The sequence below is a fragment of the Paucibacter aquatile genome (genome assembly GCF_002885975.1).
GTDB lineage: Bacteria > Pseudomonadota > Gammaproteobacteria > Burkholderiales > Burkholderiaceae_C > Paucibacter_A > Paucibacter_A aquatilis.
The window spans coordinates 242,615-259,695 of sequence record NZ_POSP01000003.1; the positions used below are offsets into that span (position 1 = coordinate 242,615).

At 66.9% G+C, this 17,081-nt stretch carries 13 protein-coding genes; 7 read left to right on the forward strand and 6 right to left on the reverse strand.

Annotation, left to right across the window (positions count from 1 at the left end):
* Positions 1–17 precede the first annotated feature (17 nt).
* From C1O66_RS04425 to C1O66_RS04455, 7 genes are read left to right on the forward strand one after another with little or no spacing between them, the layout of a single operon-like run.
* Positions 18–1,211, forward strand: coding sequence for a hypothetical protein (locus C1O66_RS04425; protein ID WP_133155103.1), 1,194 nt, complete (start codon positions 18–20; stop codon positions 1,209–1,211).
* A 15-nt stretch (positions 1,212–1,226) separates the two neighbouring features.
* Positions 1,227–2,270, forward strand: a complete 1,044-nt coding sequence (locus C1O66_RS04430) for a class I SAM-dependent methyltransferase (RefSeq protein ID WP_102766779.1) — start codon at positions 1,227–1,229, stop codon at positions 2,268–2,270.
* Positions 2,271–2,283: 13 nt separating this feature from the next.
* The gene (locus tag C1O66_RS04435) at positions 2,284–5,079 is read left to right on the forward strand and encodes a PEP/pyruvate-binding domain-containing protein (RefSeq protein ID WP_102766780.1); all 2,796 of its coding nucleotides are present in this window, start codon (positions 2,284–2,286) and stop codon (positions 5,077–5,079) included.
* Positions 5,067–5,390, forward strand: coding sequence for a RedY protein (locus C1O66_RS04440; RefSeq protein ID WP_102766781.1), 324 nt, complete (start codon positions 5,067–5,069; stop codon positions 5,388–5,390). Before C1O66_RS04435 ends, C1O66_RS04440 begins: the two co-directional genes overlap by 13 nt.
* Positions 5,365–6,129: a 4'-phosphopantetheinyl transferase family protein gene (locus tag C1O66_RS04445; protein WP_165794476.1), complete on the forward strand. Its 765-nt coding sequence runs from the start codon at positions 5,365–5,367 to the stop codon at positions 6,127–6,129. Before C1O66_RS04440 ends, C1O66_RS04445 begins: the two co-directional genes overlap by 26 nt.
* Positions 6,119–7,885: an acyl-CoA dehydrogenase family protein gene (locus tag C1O66_RS04450; protein ID WP_102766783.1), complete on the forward strand. Its 1,767-nt coding sequence runs from the start codon at positions 6,119–6,121 to the stop codon at positions 7,883–7,885. Before C1O66_RS04445 ends, C1O66_RS04450 begins: the two co-directional genes overlap by 11 nt.
* Before the next feature lie 60 nt (positions 7,886–7,945).
* On the forward strand, positions 7,946–8,956 hold the full coding sequence (locus C1O66_RS04455; protein WP_102766784.1) for a hypothetical protein: 1,011 nt from the start codon (positions 7,946–7,948) through the stop codon (positions 8,954–8,956).
* Between the two features lie 11 nt (positions 8,957–8,967).
* On the opposite strand, the gene C1O66_RS04460 is transcribed toward C1O66_RS04455, so the two are convergent.
* From C1O66_RS04460 to C1O66_RS04485, 6 genes are all read right to left on the reverse strand, one after another.
* Positions 8,968–9,681 carry an autoinducer binding domain-containing protein gene (locus tag C1O66_RS04460; protein ID WP_102766785.1) on the reverse strand — a complete coding sequence of 238 codons (714 nt, stop codon included), beginning with the start codon at positions 9,679–9,681 and terminating at the stop codon, positions 8,968–8,970.
* A 236-nt stretch (positions 9,682–9,917) separates the two neighbouring features.
* Positions 9,918–10,478: a methylated-DNA--[protein]-cysteine S-methyltransferase gene (locus C1O66_RS04465; RefSeq protein WP_102766786.1), complete on the reverse strand. Its 561-nt coding sequence runs from the start codon at positions 10,476–10,478 to the stop codon at positions 9,918–9,920.
* Between the two features lie 7 nt (positions 10,479–10,485).
* Complete coding sequence (gene dusA, locus C1O66_RS04470; RefSeq protein ID WP_102766787.1) at positions 10,486–11,499, reverse strand: tRNA dihydrouridine(20/20a) synthase DusA; 1,014 nt, start codon at positions 11,497–11,499, stop codon at positions 10,486–10,488.
* 139 nt (positions 11,500–11,638) lie between these two features.
* A complete protein-coding gene (locus tag C1O66_RS04475; protein WP_165794477.1) occupies positions 11,639–13,963 on the reverse strand; it encodes a M14 family zinc carboxypeptidase in 2,325 nt (774 codons plus the stop codon).
* A 145-nt stretch (positions 13,964–14,108) separates the two neighbouring features.
* The gene (locus C1O66_RS04480) at positions 14,109–15,785 is read right to left on the reverse strand and encodes a formate--tetrahydrofolate ligase (RefSeq protein ID WP_102769464.1); all 1,677 of its coding nucleotides are present in this window, start codon (positions 15,783–15,785) and stop codon (positions 14,109–14,111) included.
* Positions 15,786–15,919: 134 nt separating this feature from the next.
* On the reverse strand, positions 15,920–17,041 hold the full coding sequence (locus tag C1O66_RS04485) for an enoyl-CoA hydratase/isomerase family protein (protein WP_102766789.1): 1,122 nt from the start codon (positions 17,039–17,041) through the stop codon (positions 15,920–15,922).
* Between the last annotated feature and the right edge of the window lie 40 nt (positions 17,042–17,081).

Genomic DNA, 17,081 nt, shown 5'->3' on the forward strand with positions numbered 1-17,081 from the left:
GTGCGATGGTGATGTTCGTGTTGCTGCTCCTCCTGCTCCTGCTTGCGCCCGGGGCAAGTCGCGCCGCGCCCCCGACCGAGGCGGCCAGCCTGCCCCCGTTGGAGGTGTCGCAGGATCGCGAGATGGCCAGCGAGCGCGGCGCCTTGCTCTGGCTGCGCGCCATGCAGCTGCGTCCTGAACTCGGCGTCCTGCCCACAGAGCGGCAGCATCTGCTCAATGCCCAGCTGCGCCTGCATGCGCAAGGCGGCGCCGGCAGCGCCGCACAGCCGCGCTGGACCCTGCATCTCGATGCCGAGCACTGGCAGGCTGAGAAGCGTGAGGACTGGGCCTGGCTGCGCCCCTCGCCGGACGTGCGTGCACTGGGATCGCCGCGGGCCCGCCTGGGCGCTCGCCATGCCAGCCGCCTGCAGCTGGACTGGGCCTATCTCAGCGCACGTCAGGCCGGCTGGCAAGCCAGCCTGGGCCGGCAGCCGATCAGCCGCGGTCTGGGCCGCATCTGGTCGGTGCTGGATCTGCATGCGCCGTTTCAGCCTCTGGATCTGGAGCGACTCTACAAACCCGGCATCGATGCCCTGCTGTTCGAGCAGAGCTTGAGCGAAGGCTGGAGCAGCCAGAGCCTGATCAGCCTGCACCGAGAGCCCACGCCGGACGGCAGCAGTGCAGCGAAGCAGCGGGAATGGCATGTGCAGCAAGGCCTGGCCTGGAGCCGCAGCTCCGACCTGGGCCAGCTCTGGCTGGCGCGCCGCGGCGGCCGCACCGTGATCGGCCTCGGCGCCCAACGACTGGACTTGGCCGGCGGCGATTGGTACCTGGAACTGCTCGCCCACCGCGGCGGCGCGGCGAGCGCCCCGGGCTGGCAGCAGCGCGCCTTGCTGGGCAGCCAATACCGGCTGCGCCCGGGCTGGCTGCTGAACCTGGAGCTGCTGCGTCAGAGCGCGCCGCAGAGCCCCGGCCTGCCCGCCCTGGGCCGCGGCCGGCATTACCTCGCGGCCGCACTGAGCTGGGAGGCCCACCCCCTGCTGCAAGTCGACCTGATGGGCTTGCACCAACGCGAGGACGCCAGCGGCCAGCTGCTGCTGGGCCTGAAGTGGCAGGTGCGCGAAGCCATGGAGCTGCGCGCCCATTGGAGCCGGCCTTTGAGCGGCGCGGCCAGCAGCGAGTTCCGCCAGCTCGGCCAGGCTTTGCAGCTGAGCCTGCTGATGCACCACTGAACACAAGGATTGCGAATGAAACTGGCCACGCTGAAGAAGCTGATCTTTGAGAAAAACGTGCTGTCCTTTCTGCGCCTGGGCGGGGAAACCCAGAGCCTGTACCGCAGCGCCTTCGCCAGCGCTGCCGATGCCTCGGGCCTGCTGAGCCTGCTGCACGAGGCGCCACGCGACAGCCACAGCATCGCGCAAGCCCTGCGCGTGGGGCCGGAGCGCCATCACGCCCTGCTGGCCTGGCTGGACTGCGGCCTGGGCGTGGGCGAGCTGGCCCTGCGCGGCGGCCGCTACCACCTCAAGGGCAAGCTGTCGCGCCTGCTGGCACGGCCGCGCAATGATGTGACCGCCGCCATGTTCGCCGAAGTGACGCGTTATCACTTTGACGCCATTCTTGCTGCACCGACGCGGCTGCGCGAGGGTCGCGCCTACACCCTGGACGATCAGGACGGCGCCTTGATTGCCCGTTCCTCACGCATCCTGGAGCCCTTCGTCGAAGAAGCGATCGACTGGGCATTTGCCCAGGACCCGCAGCCGCCACAACGCGTGCTGGAGGTGGGCTGCGGCGCCGGGCACTACCTGAGCTACATGCTGCGGCAATGGCCGCAGATGCGCTTGAGCGCCATCGACATGCAGGCCGAGGTGGTGGCCAGCGCACGCGCCCACCTCAAGGCGCAAGGCCTGCTGGAGCGCGTGTCGCTGCAAGAGGCGCAGCTCTTCGAGCTGGCGCCGCCGCCGGCCGGGCAGGGCTTTGACCTGATCACCTTGCACAACAACTTCTACTACTTCAAGACGGACGAGCGCCGGGCCTTGCTGGACCATGTGGCCGGTCTGCTCGCCCCTGACGGCCGTCTGTTGATCACCAGCAGCTGCCAAGGTGGCAGCCCGGCGGTGGCCGCCCTGCACCTGTGGTGGACCTTGTCCGACATCGACGCCGGCCTCCCTCGGCGCGACCAGCTGCTGGGCCTGCTGCAAGAAGCCGGCTGGCGGGACGCCACGCACCGCCAGCTGCTGCCCGGCGAAAGCTACTACGGCTTTCTGGCCCGCCGCCCCGCCCAAGCGCAATGACGAGGAGACCCCGATGAAACTGGACAGCCCGCTCGATCTGAGCCCCCGCCACGGCGACGGCAGCCCTCACGCCAACCGCCACCCCGACAAGCGCTGGGCTTGGCGCTTCTCCGCCTGCCACCACCTCAACGCCCAGCGACTGGGCGGAAAAGGCGCCCAACTGGCCCGGCTGCATGCCCTGGGTCTGCCCGTGCCCGACGGGCTGTGCATTCCCATCGAAGCCATGGACGAGTACGCCCAGCACAACGGTCTGGATCTGGACCGTGCCCTGGGCAGCGGCGATGCAGCGGTCTGGGCCGAGATGGCGGACAAGCTGCGCCAGGGCGAGTTTCCGAGCCACGCGATCAGCGAACTGGCCCTGGCTTACGAAGGCCTGGGCGCCGTTGCCGTGGCCGTGCGCTCATCGGCCTGTGATGAAGACGGCCACAGCCTGTCCTTCGCGGGCCAGCACAGCAGCTATCTGCAGGTGCAAGGAGTGCCCGAACTCCTGCAACGCCTGCGCTGCTGCTGGGCGTCCTTGTTCAATGCCGCGGCGCTGAGCTACCGGCGCCAACATGCGCAGGCGCTGGCCGGCGCGCGCATGGGGGTGGTGATTCAACGCATGGTGCCGGCCACGGCCAGCAGCTGCGCCGGCGTGGGCTTTGCACGCGATCCGCTGGCACCCGAGCTGAAACAGATGCGCATCGAAGCCTGCCGCGGACTGGGTGAGGGTCTGGTCTCCGGGCGGGTGCCCAGCGATGGCTATACCCTGGCGCTCGACGATCTGCGAACTCTGGGCGAGGACCTGGCTCACAAGCACAGCGCCTTGCTCTGGTCGCCCGAACATGCGCAGCTGCAGGTGCACAGCCTGCCCCAGGATCTGGCCACCGCAGCGGCGCTGGATGAGCCGGCGCGCAAGGAAGTCGGCGCCTTGCTGCTGCGCTGCTCGCGCCTGCTCGGCCAGCCGCAGGACATCGAGTGGGCGCGCGATGAGCAGGGCCAGCTCTGGCTGCTGCAAAGCCGTGCGATCACGACCTTGCAGACACTCGCACCGGACGAGGGGCCACAGCAAGGGCAGGCCGATGCGGCGCTGACCGACACCGTGCTCTGGTCACGCATGGACATCGGCGAGATCTTCACGGGTCGCATGACCCCACTGGGCATCAGCTTCGCCAAGCACTACCAGTACCAGGTGCACCGCGCCTGCGGTGCCGGCATCGGCTTGCTGGATCTCGGCGACCCCGATCACTACATGGGCTACTACCGCGGCCATGTCTACCTCAATGTGGCCTACACCGCCTACCTGCTGTCGCAAACGCCGCCGGGCATGGACCAGGCGCCCTTCCTGCACCGCTTCAGCAGCGAGGAAGTGGTGCTGGACGGCTACCGCAACCCCTACGGCCAGCGCCTGGGCGCGAGCGCGTGGCGCCGCCTGCAGAGCACGGGCTACTGGCTGTACAAAACCGCGCGCGAGCTGCTGGGCGCCCAGCGACGTGCGCGCCGGATGGTGGCCAGCCGCCACCGCGAGTACGCACGCGCACAGCAGATGGACCTGAGCCGGCTCAGTCGGGGCGAGCTGAACCAGGAGCTGCAACATGCCCTGGCCTATTTCAAGTCCATGCACATGGGCTACCTGCCCTTCTACATCAATGCCTTCACCCTTTACGGCGCATTGGAGGAAATGTGCACCAGCTGGCTGCCCGGGCGCGGCCTGCATCTGCAGAACCGGCTCAAGGGCGATATGTCCAATCTGCGCACCGTGGAATCGGCGCGCGAGCTGTGGCAGCTGACCCAGGCCCTGCAGGCCTACCCGGAACTGCCCGCGCTCCTGGATCGCACACCGGCCGAGCTGGCCCTGAGCACCCTGGCCGAGCATGCCCAAGGCCAGGCATTCCTGCGCGCGGAGTACGCCGCCTTCATGCGCGAGAACGGCGTGCGAGGCCACGAAGAAATGGAGCTGACGCACCCGCGCTGGGTCGACGACCCGAGCTATGTCTTCCAGATGATCAAGATCTATATGCGCCAGGGCTTCAGCGTGGATGAGCGCCTGGCCAACAACGATCAACACCGCTCGGTCGACACCGAGGCCTTGCTGGCCGAACTCTCGCCCGGCCGCCGCTGGCTGCTGCGCCGTGTCAGCACCCTGTACTGCGCCTGCAGCCGCCTGCGCGAAGAGACCCGCATGAGCATGATCACCTCGATCTGGCTGGTCCGCCGGGTGCTGGTGGAGCTGTGCCGCCGCCTGCTGGAGCAAGGCCAGTTGCGAGATATGAGCGACATGGCCTGGATGGAGTTCGCCGACATCCAGGCCTATCTCGAGGGGCGCCTGAGCGCCGAGCAAGCCTTTCCCCCTGCCGTGCTGGAGGCGCGCCGGCGTCGCCAACAAGCCTGGCTGCGTGACGGCGAACCTCCACTGACCTTTGTGGGCCCCCCGCCAGTGCGCCCGGCCACCGTGGCCACCGTGCGCGGCGACCTGACCGGCCTGGGCACCTCGCGCGGCGTGTTGCGAGCACGCGCCCGTGTGATCCTGGACCTGAACCGCCAGGCGCCCGAGCTGCAAAGCGGCGAGGTCATCGTCACCCATTTCACCGACGCCTCCTGGACGCCGCTGTTTGCACTGGCCGGTGCGGTGGTCACGGATGTGGGCTCCATGCTCTCGCACAGCTCCATCGTGGCGAGAGAGTTCGGTATCCCCTCGGTGGTGAACACGCAGTTCGCCACCTCCAGCATCCGCAGCGGTGACTGGCTGACCGTCGATGGCGAACGTGGCCTGGTGGCCATTGAACGCCAGCACACCCTCGCAGAGGAGACCCCACCATGCCCGTTCTGATCGACCGCATTCGCCTGAGGTCCATCGACCACCGCGCCGCCTTCATCCAATGGGTGCAGGAGGTGGACTACGCCGCCTGCCAGGATCTGCCCAGCGTGCAACGCTTTCGGGTGTTTGCCTGCCCCGGCGGTGACGGCCTGGATTTCTTCGAGATCGTGGAGATCAGCAGCCTCGATGCGTTCGCGGCCGACACCTCCAGCCCCCTGTTCCAGAGCCTGGTCGCGCGCTTCGTGCAGCTGGCCGAGCTGGGCGAACAGTTCTCGGGCGATTTGCTGGAGCCGGGATTTGAACGCCTTGAACGCCTGGCCTGAATCGCCGACGTGGCCGGCAGCAGCAAGCGAGCCGCAGCGGGACACGCCGACGAGCTGCGAGCTGCTGCTGCATGCGCTGCCCGAGCCGCCCGATGCTGCATGGCTGGCCGCCCGACTGCATCCGCAGGAGCTGCAACGCTGGCGCGGCATGGCCTGGCCCAAGCGTCGGCGCGAATGGCTGGCAGGCCGCTTGTGTGCCAAATCTGCCCTGCGCCCCTGGTTGAGCGCCTCGGAGGCCGCACCAGACCGCCTGCTGATTGGCTGCGATGCGCTGTCGCGCCCTTGTCTGCCGGGCAGCCCGCTGCACCTGAGCATCAGCCACAGCCGCCGCCGGGCCATGGCCGCGGCCGACTCCGCGCCGCTGGGACTGGACACCGAACTGCACGAGGCCGTGCGCGCCCAGTCTCTGGAGATGCTCATCTCCGCGGACGAAAGCGCGCTCACGGCACAGCAGCTGGGCCTGAGCATCCACGAAGCCCGCACCGTGGTGTGGTGTCTCAAGGAGGCACGATTCAAATGCCAGGGCCGGGGCAGCTTTGTGAGCCTGGCCCAGGGCTGGCGGCTGGAGGGCTGGAGCAGCGACGCCCAACCGCGCTGGCGCCGCCAGTCGGCCTGGCCGCCGGCCCCGGCCGGGCGCCACTGGCACGTCCGATTGCACATCAACGAACACGAAGCCTGCGCCCTGGTCCACACCCGGCCTGGTGCAGCGCCGTTTGAGGAGAGCCGCCATGCATGCTGAGAGCCTGAAGCTGGCAGCGCAGTGGGAGCAAGAACTGGGCGATCCACGGCAGAGCGATGCGCTGCTGTGCTTTGCCGACACCTTGCGGGAGGATGAGGCCGAAGTCTTCCCCCAAACCAGCCTGGAACAGCTGCGGCGCCTGGGTCTGTTCGATCAACTGGTGCCAAGCCGTCTGGGCGGTCAGCTCCAGGAACCCGAGCGCATCCTGACCTTGTCCCGCATCCTGTCGCGCCGCGACCTGAGCACCGTGATCGCCTTCGGCCAGACCTTGCTCGGTTCCTTGCCAATCTGGCTGGCGGGCAGCCCCGCCCAGCAAGCGGCCCATGCACGCAGCCTCAGGGCCGGTGGGCTGGCTTGCCTGGCCCTGACCGAGCGAGCCCATGGCAGCGACATCCTCTCGACCGAGTTCCGCGTCGAAGCCGAGGCGGATGGGCAGCACCTGCGCATCCAGGGCGAAAAATGGCTGATCAACAACGGCAGCCGCGGCGCTTCTGCCACGGTGCTGGCCTGCCAGCACCACGCGGACGGTCGCAAGGAGCTGGTGCTGCTGCGCCTGAGCCGCCCCGAGCCTGATGCCGACCCCAGCTGGCACAGCCTGCCCAAGAACGCCACGCATGGCATCCGTGGGGCCGACATCAGCGGCTTTGCATTGCAGGACCACCGTTGCCTGGCCGCCGATGTCAGCCTGCCGCGCCAGGAACCGGCCCTGAACCTGGTGCTCAAGACCTTGCAGATCTCGCGCATCCTGTGCGCAGGCTTTTCGCTGGGCGCCACCGACACCTTGCTGCGTCTCACCCTGGAGTTTGCGAGCCAGCGGCAGCTCTACGGCAAGACCGTCACGCAGATTCCCGCCGCCCGAGCCAAGCTGGCCCACAGCTACGCGCGCTTGCTGTGCAATGATCTGCTGGCCCAGGCCTGCACGCGAGCGATCGCTCGTCTACCCGCTGAATTGAGCGTTCTGTCGCCCATCTGCAAATACCAGCTTCCCGTCAGCTGCGAAGCGGTGGCCCGCGAACTGGCCCAGGTGCTGGGCGCCCGGCACTACCTGCGCAGCCAGGATGCGCTGGGCATGTTTCAAAAGATGGCGCGCGATCTGCAGGTGGTCAGCCTGTTTGACGGCAGCACGCAGGTCAATCTGGGCCTGCTCGCCGCCCAGCTGCGCCAATTGCAACCCACCCTGCTGCAATGCTGGCAAGAAGGCTCAAGCGCCCGCGAAGCGCTGCTTGAGGATGCGCGCGCCTTGTTGCGCAGCGAGGCCGCGGCCTGCGACTGGCCGGACAGCAAGGACCTGCGCCTGAGCAGCCAGGGCCAGGACCGTCTGATGCAGGCCTACCTGGTTTGGCGCCGCGAACCCGGTGCTTGTGAGGGCGCGGTCTCCGAGGAAGGCGCCGTGGCGTCCGCCTTGCACGCCCTCGACCAGCGGCTGCAGCAATGCCTGAGCGAGATCGAACAGCATTTCTGGGTGCAGCGCCTGCCCGTGGACAGCTGCGCAGCGCAGCAACTGGCCGTGGACTACGCCCGTCTCTGGTCCGCTTGTGCGCTGGCCCTGGCCTGGTCATTCGCTCAGGAGTCCTCATCCACCGTGGCTGCACCACAGCTGGACAGCGATCTGCTGCTCGAAGGCTTGCGCCAGACCTTGCCCGACTTGCGCATCCCCGCCTGCGAAGCCCGCGATCAACGCCTGCTCGAAGCTGCCTTGTCTTGCGTGAAACAGCGCCGCCTGTTCTCGCTCTCGCCGCTGCCGGCTGCCTGGTAATGCCTGGGCCCGGAAGCAATCTCCACCTCTCGTAGCCTCCCTCAACAAAGGAAACTGTCGATGCGAATTCAACACACCCTGGTCGCCCTGGCCGCCCTTCTCTCCCTGCCCAGCGCCCAGGCCGGCTGGGATCCGGTGGTCACCGGCGGCCAGTACATCGTCACCGTGGAATATGGCGGTGGCAGCGTCAGCGTCAGCGAAGGCCGCAACCAATACGGCCCCCTGGCCCGCACCGCCGGTGAGCTGCGCGCGATACCGTTTCAGATGGAAAACGGTCTCAACAGCTTCATGCGCAGCTATGCCAGCAGCAATGGCGTGAACTTCCAACGCGGCTCGCTCAGCGGCGATCTGCGTCTGCAGATCAGCCCGCAAGGCAATGGTCTGATGCGCACCACCCTCAGCGGTGTGAGCTACAACGCATGGACCCAGTTCTCGGGCAAGAAGTGGGGCATCATCCGCTTCAACTGCGTCAGCCACCTGTCCCTGGCGAACATCTCGGTGGGCGCGAGCTACAACGTCAGCAATGGGCAGGTGCCCAGCAGCAGCATCATGCTCGATGGTCAGCCGAACTCATCCACCGACTGCGATTCCAACCTCAGCTGGATCCTGCCGGTGGTCGGCAACTTCATCATCCGCAAGGTCGAAGGTCAGATCGACCAAGCCGTGCTGCAGGGCCTGCAAGGCACGCTGGGGCAAGGCAACCAAGCTCTGTTCTACGGGCGTGACAATCTGCAGCTCACCGGCCTGACACGACTGATCTCGGCCGATCGCCAGGTCACATTGCCAAACGGTCAGCAGTTCCCGATCGGCCAGTATGTACACAACAACCTGGCATATCTGCTGGGCAATGCACAGGTGACCGTGCAGTTGGGCAAGGGGGCCATCGTGCCGGACACCCATTGGGGCGGCGGCGAACCGGGCTACTACCAGGTCCAAGGCGATCACCTGAATCTGCAGATCTCCGTGCCCGGTCTGAGCTTCAGCGTGCGCTTGCACGAGCAGGTTCAGTTGGAATGGAACTGGAACGGCCGTTGCGGTCCCAATTCGGACATGACCTGCCACATTCCCTGAGCGTCTTCAGCTCAGTTCAGCAAACCCAGCAAGGCCGCCTGCACCACCGCAGCGGTCTTGTTGCTGGCGCGCAGCTTGGCCATCGAGTTCTTGATGTGGAAGTTCACCGTGTTCTCGGACACGGTCAGGATGGTGGCGATCTCTCCCGATGTCTTGCCATCCGCGCTCCACTTGAGCACTTCCAGCTCTCGTGTGCTCAAGGCCGCTTCGCGCCCGGGAGCATGGCGACGCTTCAAAAGCCGAGACAGGCTTTGATGCGCGACGCAGACCAACCAGCGCAGCTTGACTTCCTCCTGGTCCAGCCAGCGCTGTGACAGCGGCTCTTCGCTGCGCGCCAGAGTCAGCATGCCACCCACGCCGAAGGCATCGAGGCTGGACTGGGCCCAACCATGACGCAAGCCATGGTCCTGGGCATCACGCCAGAGTTTCAGGGCGTTCACGAACACCGCGTCAGCCCAGACCAGAGGCTGCAGGCTTTGCCGACAATGCAGCACGGTCGGATCGATCTTGAGGTAGTTCTCCTGCGCATAGTGCTGTTGCCAGCGGGCCGGATAGTTGTTCAGCATCACCGTCTTGGGATTGCTGAAGGAACGAGGGATCCGCATGCCATAGGCGCAATAGTCGAAGCCCAGGTCACGCGCAGCACCACCCAGCCGTTGCAGCATCATGTGCTCGCAATCGGCGTCATGCGCCACACGCAACAGTTCCTCCTGCCAAACTTTCATCGCTCCCCCAAGGCTGCTTCGGACACCCAAACAATGGCTGCCCCAGCATACCTGGGGGTCTGAGCCCATCGCCATGTAAACCCTTACAGTTGCCCTGCCCCTTTCGCAAGCAGACGTAACGGCTGGGTCCAGCGCGTACCCAACGAAACGGCGGTCCATGATCCGGACGGCCTCTGCGTGCAAGACAGTCGCATGAAGGCACGCTCGGAACGGGCTCCTTGAGCGCGAGGCTTCCCCTAGAACGGCAGCTCGGCCTGCCGACCGGGACGATCGGCGGTGGCTCTAGCCTCCAGGCGCAGAAGCGCCAGCTTGGTATGCAAGCCCCCATGGGCCGAAAAACCGCCGGCAGCACTGCCACGGGCCAGGACGCGGTGGCAGGGAACGATGGGCGCAAAAGGGTTGTGGCCCTCGGCCTGCCCCACGGCGCGCGCGGCACCGGGCTGGCCCAGCTGCGCAGCCAGTTCGCCATAGCTCAAGGTCTGGCCCAGCGGGATCAGGCGCGTCTGCGCGAGCACTTGGCGCTGGAACTCGGGCAGCGCGCTGTCATCCAGCACGATGGCCAACAACTCCTGATCGTCATTCAGCTGACCCGACAGCAGGCGCTGCACCGCCCGCACGGCCGCGGCGATCACGGGCGGCAGTTGATCGGTCTCACGCCCGGCAGGAAAACGCTGGCGCAGACGGTCGCGGCTCAGATTGGGCGTGGCTTCGGGCAGCTGGCTGCCACAGACCCCGCGCTCATTCCAGGCAATGCCGCAACGGCCCAGGGCGGTGTCGAAGCCATGCAGCCAGATCATCAAGGCTTCAGGCTGCGGTGGCGCTGACACCGGCCTCGGCCGCCAACTTCTCGGCCGCCTTCTCAGCGACATGAGCCGCCACGCCGATGCGCGCCTGCGTGGCGATCTCAGCCACGGCGCGGGGCGCCAGGGTTTTGTACTGATGGTCGGACCAAATCTGGCGCCAGCGGCGCGAACCGGCCTGGCCGTTCCACAAGCCCAGGGCGTGGCGCATGGCCTGGGGCCAGCTGGCATAGGGGGCCGACGCGACATGGCGCTCCAGATAGAGCAGCCAGTCGGCCTCGACCTGCTCGCGCGACAAGGCCGGGTTGGGCGTGCCGAAGAAGCGGCGGTCCCAGTCCACCATCTGCCAAGGCTCGTGGTAAGCCTGACGGCCCACCATCACGCCGTCCACATGCTGGAGCTGCTCGGCAATCTCCTCATCGGTCTTGATGCCACCGTTGAGCACGAGGGTCAGCGCAGGGAAGTCGCGCTTGAGCTGGTGCACCAGTTCGTAGCGCAGCGGCGGGATCTCACGGTTCTCTTTCGGCGACAGGCCTTGCAGCCAGGCGTTGCGGGCATGGACGATGAAGACCTCGCAGCCGGCCTCGGCGATCTGGCCGACGAAATCACGCACGAAGTCGTAGCTCTCAATTCTGTCGATGCCAATGCGGTGCTTGACCGTGACCGGGATGCTCACCGCATCGCGCATGGCCTTGACGCCATCGGCCACCAGGGCCGGCTCGGCCATCAGGCAGGCGCCAAATGCTCCGCGCTGCACCCGCTCGCTCGGGCAGCCGCAGTTGAGGTTGACTTCGTCATAACCCCATTGCTCAGCCAGCTTGGCGCAGGCCGCCAGATCGGCCGGCTCCGAGCCACCGAGCTGCAAGGCAACCTGATGCTCTTCGGGGTTGAAGTCGAGATGCCGCGCCTGATCGCCGTGCAACAAGGCGCCAGTCGTCACCATCTCGGTGTAGAGCCGGGTCTGGCGGGTCAGCAGGCGATGGAAGGTCCGGCAATGCCGGTCCGTCCAATCCAACATGGGGGCGACCGAGAGCCGCCAAGGGCTGATCGTGGACGAGTCGGTCGAGGCCGGGAAAGCGGCGGGAGCAAAAGTGGGCGCGGTATTCACCGCCCAATTATCCCAAAGCCCGCTTCCCCGGCGCCGAGCGCCCTCGCCTTCAGGGTGTGAAACTCACGTTCAGAGTCAGCCCCGAGTAGGCGGCGTAGGCGTACAGGCCGATGTAAACCCAACCAGCCACCGGGCTGGCGATGCTGCAGGTCTCGGTGTTGGTCGAGCCATTCTTGCGGCAGCTGTAGCTGCTCAGGCTGGGTTGGCTGCCGTTCTGGGTGTAGAGATCCATATCGCCGCTGCCGCCACTGCCCTTGACGACCAGATTGCGCGCACCGCTGGGGATGGCAAGCTTGTAGTAGCGCCAACTGCCTCTGGCGCCGCTGAGGCCGCTGACCGTCTGGCCGTTGCTGAGCACCGGCACGTTGTCGGCGCTGAGCACCAGGGGCTTGCTCAAGCTGTTGCTCTTGCCCTCGTTGTCGGTCACCGTCAGGCTGACCGTGTAGCTGCCGGCCGCCGCGTAGGCATGGCTGGGGTTGGCGGCGCTGCTGGTGGCACCGTCGCCGAAGTTCCAGCTGCGCGAGGCGATGCTGCCATCGGCATCGCTGCTGCGGTCGGTGAAGCTGACGTTGAGGCCGTTGATGCTGGTGTCAAAGGCAGCCACCGGCGCCGTGCCGCCGCTGCCATCGCTGATGTTCAGGAACACCGCGCTGAGAGCGCCCCAGTTGCCCGCCGCGTCGCGGCCGCGCACATAGACCAGGTGCTTGCCGGGCGCCAGGCCGGTGGTGTCGAGGCTGGCGCGCACGGCTTCGCTGCTGCTGTTGAAGCTGCCGTCGCTGGCCTGAAGCGCACGCGGCGTGGCACCGGCCACCCAAGGCGGGGTGTCGATGTAAGCCTCGGCAGCGGACACGGCCTGGGTCGGCTCGGCACCATTGCTGTTGTTGTAGCGGCTGTCGTCCACGGTGGCGCTGAGGGCCACCTGAGTGCCCGTCGGCACGCCGCTGCTGCTGGCGTTGCCGGCCAGAGCGAGGCTCAGCACATCAGGCCCGGCCGGGGTTTGATAGGGCGTGCGCACCACCTTGGCGGCATAGATCAGGGCCGGCAGATTGCCGGGCAGCACGGTGCTGTTGTAGTAGCTGCATTGCTCGAAGAAGGCCGTGCCCAGCTCGAAGGTGAAGGCCGCCACACCGAGCTCACCGTAGCTCGGGCCATCGCTGGTGCCATCGGTCTCGTACAGGCTCAGCGAGCGCTGCGGCGTGTGGTTGTTCCAGTAGGCGAACTTGCGCCCCAAGGTGGCCAGTTGCTTGTCGTTGCCGGCCACCACCCCATTGGTGCCCCAGGGCCAGAGCAAGAGGCGACCGTGGCTGTGGATGTCCAGATGGATGCCCGAGGTGTCCAGCGGTGCGGCATCGGCGCGGTTGGGGCCACGGCGATCGGGCCAGAGGCTGCGGATGTAGGCCTCCACGGCCTGGGTCTCAGGCTCGGAGGCCGCGCTGGGACCGCGGTAGGTTTCGTTGCAGGCGCTGCCGCTGGAGCCTGCGCCATTGGTGCTGTTCCACTGGAATGTGAAGTTGCGGTTCAGGTCAGCACCGCGGCTGTTGCTGGTGGCGCCGCAGTAGGCGGTGTTGGTGTTCTTGCGCCAGAGCAGGCCGCTTTCCGCCTTCTTGCGGCCATCGGGGTTGGTGGCCAGCAAGAGGTGGATCTCGTGGTGATCGAGGATCCAGGTCGCGTCGGCATCGACGCCGTAACCATTGACCAGACGCTTGGCGAACTCCAGCACCAAGGGGGTGGTCGTGTACTCGCGGGCATGGATGCCGGCATTGACGAAGAGGCGCGGCTTGTTGGTCGGGCCGGCGCTGTTGCCGAGCTTGAGCACGCGCAGATCGTAGCCGCCGCTGGCGCGGGTCTTTTGCCAGCTGTCGCCGATGTCCACCCAGCGTGCCAGCTGAGGCTTGGCCGCGATCAAGGCGTCACCCTCGGCAAACACCTCTTCCACCGTGGGATAGCAGCTGTAGCTGGGAATGCCGGCGAAGCTGGGCACCAGCGCCTTGCCCAGGCTGCGGCGCCGCTCGGCCAGCTCGGCGCTTTCACGCGCGGCCTGGGCCTGCTGTTCGGGCAGCCATTGTTCATCGACCTGAAGGCGGAAACCCAGGGCGCGCAGTTCACGCGCCTCGTTCGCATCGGCCAGCACGACCAAGTAGCCCAGCTCGTACTTGGATTCCAGGGTGTCAAAGCGGCTATGGGCAATGCCCTGGGCCAGGCGCAGATCCTTGAAGTAGGCCCGATAGACCGTGCGAAGGTTCTCGGCTGCAGACGCTTTGGCCGACGCCGGACTGGCGGGTGCATCATGCGCCTGCACCATGAACGACGGCGAGAGCAGAAGGCCGCTGAACAGCGAGGTCAGCAGCCAGACCGAGGGGCGAATTGCAGGCATCGAGCTTCTCCTTCGCGAACTGCCCATCCATGGGCCATGGATGGGCAGTGTGCGCAGCCGGCTGGGCCAACGCGCAAGGAGAAACCCTCAAATCGGGCCGAGGCTGTAAGGCCTTACAGGTTCAAGCGTTGGCGGCTTGCGAGGCTCAGAACAAGCCGCTGATGCGCCCTTGCGCATCGACATCAATGCGCTCGGCCGAGGGCACTTTGGGCAGACCTGGCATGGTCATGATGTCGCCGCAGATGGCCACCACAAACTCGGCGCCTGCCGCCAGGCGCACTTCGCGCACGCGCAGCACATGACCCTCAGGCGCACCGCGCAAGCTGGCGTCGCTGCTGAAGGAATACTGGGTCTTGGCGATGCAGACCGGCAGCTGGCCCCAACCGGCGTTCTGCCAGTCCTGCAGCTGGGCGTCGGCCTTGGGCTCGAACACCACCTCGCCGGCCCGGTAGACCTTGCTGGCGATGGCGCGGATCTTGTCGGCCAGCGGCAGCGCATCCTCGTAGAGGCTGGCGGCGCACGCACCACCCTGCTCGCACTGGGCCACCACGGCGCGGGCCAGCTCGGCCGCACCGGCGCCGCCCTCGGCCCAGTGGGTGGCCAGCACGCAGCGCACACCTCGCGCCTGGCAATAGGCCTCGATCAGGGCGATCTCCTCAGCCGTGTCCGCGTCAAAGCGGTTGATGGAGACGATGGCCGGCAGGCCGTAATGCTGATGCACGTTTTCGATGTGGCGGCCAAGGTTGGCCAGGCCAATTTCCAGCGCCTGCAGGGTGTCACTGCCCGGCTTCTTCGCATCGGCACCGCCGTGGTACTTGAGCGCCCGCACGGTGGCCACGATGACGGCGCAGCTGGGCTGCAGGCCGGCCTTGCGGCACTTGATGTCCATGAACTTCTCGGCGCCGAGGTCGGCGCCAAAGCCGGCTTCGGTCACCACATAGTCGGCCAGCTTCAGCGCTGTTTGTGTCGCGATCACCGAGTTGCAGCCATGGGCGATATTGGCAAAGGGGCCGCCATGCACAAAGGCCAGATTGCCCTCCAGGGTCTGCACCAGATTGGGCGCCAGCGCGTCCTTGAGCAAGGCGGCCATGGCACCATCGGCCTTGAGCTCGCGCGCGGTGACCGGGCGCTTGTCGGCCGTGCTGCCGATGACGATATTGCCCAGGCGGCGCTTCAGATCCTCCAGCGAAGTCGCCAGGCACAAGATGGCCATGACCTCGGAAGCGACCACGATGTCAAAGCCATCCTGGCGCGGATAGCCATTGCCCGGCCCGCCCAAGGCCACGGTGATGTCGCGCAGGGCGCGGTCGTTCATGTCCACCACACGGCGCCAGCTGATGCGGCGCACATCGATGCCGAGCGCATTGCCATGGTGGATGTGGTTGTCGATCAAGGCGGCCAGCAGATTGTTGGCCAGGGCGATGGCATGGAAGTCGCCGGTGAAGTGGAGGTTGATGTCCTCCATGGGCACGATCTGTGCGCGGCCACCTCCGGCCGCGCCGCCCTTCATGCCGAAGCAGGGGCCCAGCGAAGGCTCGCGCAGGCAGATCATGGCCTTCTTGCCGATGTGATTGAGGCCATCGCCCAGGCCCACCGTGGTGGTGGTCTTGCCCTCGCCAGGTGGTGTGGGCGAGATCGCGGTCACCAGGATCAGATGGCCGTTCTTGCGGCCGGACAAGGCGGGCAGATGCTCCAGGCCCAGCTTGGCTTTGTAGTGGCCGTAAGGGCTGAGCGCCTCTTCCGGCAGGTCCAGTGTGCGCTGGGCCAAGGGCAGGATTTTCTGCAGGGTGGCGGCTTGGGCGATCTCGATGTCGGTGGGCATCTGCGGGCTCTTCGGTTGTGGCTGGCTCGGGTGACGCGCCAGCGCAGGGGCCAATGAAAAACGGCAAGGTCCGGTGGGACCTTGCCGCGCAGATTATGGCCTTGCCGCAGGCAGGGATCGCCTGTGCCTCGCCCTCAGTTCAGCCCGGCCAAGGGGTGCTGATCCGCCGCCCAGACCGGGGCAAAAAACGCCTGCACCTCAGCGGCCGTGACGTCCTCGCTGCGCGCATGGCGCCAGCGCGGCGCGTGGTCCTTGTCCACGGCCAGGGCACGGATGCCTTCCACGGTTTCGCTCTCGGCCGCCGGCCTCAGGTGGAAGCAGTGGTGCACCATCTCGCGCTCCATGCGCAGCTCCGCACCCAGACCCATGCCACGCGCGCGGCGCAGCTGTTCCAGCGTGACGGCCAGCATCAGCGGCGAGCGTTTGCGCAAGGTGGCGGCCGTGTGTGCGGCCCATTCGTCATCGCGCTCCGCCTCCAGCGAGGCCAGGATGGACGGCACATCGGGCAAGGCGAAATGGCGGTCGATGCGGGCGCGCAGCTTCAGATGATCGGCCGCCGGCGCCAGGTCCACCTTGTCCATGACGGTCGCCACCACATGCTCGGCGCTGCTTTGCTGGCCGTGGCGGAAGGCCTCGATCAAGGCCGGGAAGGAACTGCTCTGCACAAACACATCGCCCAGGCCCAGCTCGATGGCATCGCCCGCACCAATGGCATGGCCGGTCAGGGCCAGCCACTCGCCGACATGGCCGGGGCATTGGCTGAGGAAGTAGCCGCCGCCCACATCCGGGAACAGGCCGATATTGGTCTCGGGCATGGCCAGGCGCGAATGCTCGTTCAGCACGCGCAGCTTGGCGCCCTGGCTCAAGCCCATGCCGCCGCCCATGACAACGCCGTCCATCAAGGCGATGTAGGGCTTTTTGTAGTGGTGGATCAGGTGGTTGAGCGCGTATTCCTCGGTGAAGAACGCAGCCAGTGCCGCATCCCCGGCGTGGGCCGCCTGGTGGAAGAAGCGGATGTCACCGCCGGCGCAGAAGGCGGCCGGCTTGCCCTCGCGCGCCGCGCCCAGGATCACCACCGCCTCGATCTCGGGCGCCGCCGCCCAGGTCTGCAGCAGCAAGGTCAGATCGCGGATCATGGCCAGGGACAGGGCATTGAGTGCTTGCGCCCGATTCAGGGTGATCAGGCCCAGGCAGCCATTGACCTCGGCCAGAACCTGGCCGGCAGATTGCAGTTCGGGTAGCAAGGGCGGCTTCATGCCTGTCTCCTGGAAACGTTGATGTTCAAGTGCGCGATTA

Bases quoted from the DNA above. Each gene is read 5' to 3' on its own strand.
- dusA (WP_102766787.1), bottom strand. From the start codon at position 11,499: ATGTTGGATTGGACGGACCGGCATTGCCGGACCTTCCATCGCCTGCTG.
- C1O66_RS04475 (WP_165794477.1), bottom strand. From the start codon at position 13,963: ATGCCTGCAATTCGCCCCTCGGTCTGGCTGCTGACCTCGCTGTTCAGC.
- C1O66_RS04460 (WP_102766785.1), bottom strand. From the start codon at position 9,681: ATGAAAGTTTGGCAGGAGGAACTGTTGCGTGTGGCGCATGACGCCGAT.
- C1O66_RS04430 (WP_102766779.1), top strand. From the start codon at position 1,227: ATGAAACTGGCCACGCTGAAGAAGCTGATCTTTGAGAAAAACGTGCTG.
- C1O66_RS04450 (WP_102766783.1), top strand. From the start codon at position 6,119: ATGCATGCTGAGAGCCTGAAGCTGGCAGCGCAGTGGGAGCAAGAACTG.
- C1O66_RS04480 (WP_102769464.1), bottom strand. From the start codon at position 15,785: ATGCCCACCGACATCGAGATCGCCCAAGCCGCCACCCTGCAGAAAATC.
- C1O66_RS04455 (WP_102766784.1), top strand. From the start codon at position 7,946: ATGCGAATTCAACACACCCTGGTCGCCCTGGCCGCCCTTCTCTCCCTG.
- C1O66_RS04440 (WP_102766781.1), top strand. From the start codon at position 5,067: ATGCCCGTTCTGATCGACCGCATTCGCCTGAGGTCCATCGACCACCGC.
- C1O66_RS04435 (WP_102766780.1), top strand. From the start codon at position 2,284: ATGAAACTGGACAGCCCGCTCGATCTGAGCCCCCGCCACGGCGACGGC.
- C1O66_RS04485 (WP_102766789.1), bottom strand. From the start codon at position 17,041: ATGAAGCCGCCCTTGCTACCCGAACTGCAATCTGCCGGCCAGGTTCTG.
- C1O66_RS04465 (WP_102766786.1), bottom strand. From the start codon at position 10,478: ATGATCTGGCTGCATGGCTTCGACACCGCCCTGGGCCGTTGCGGCATT.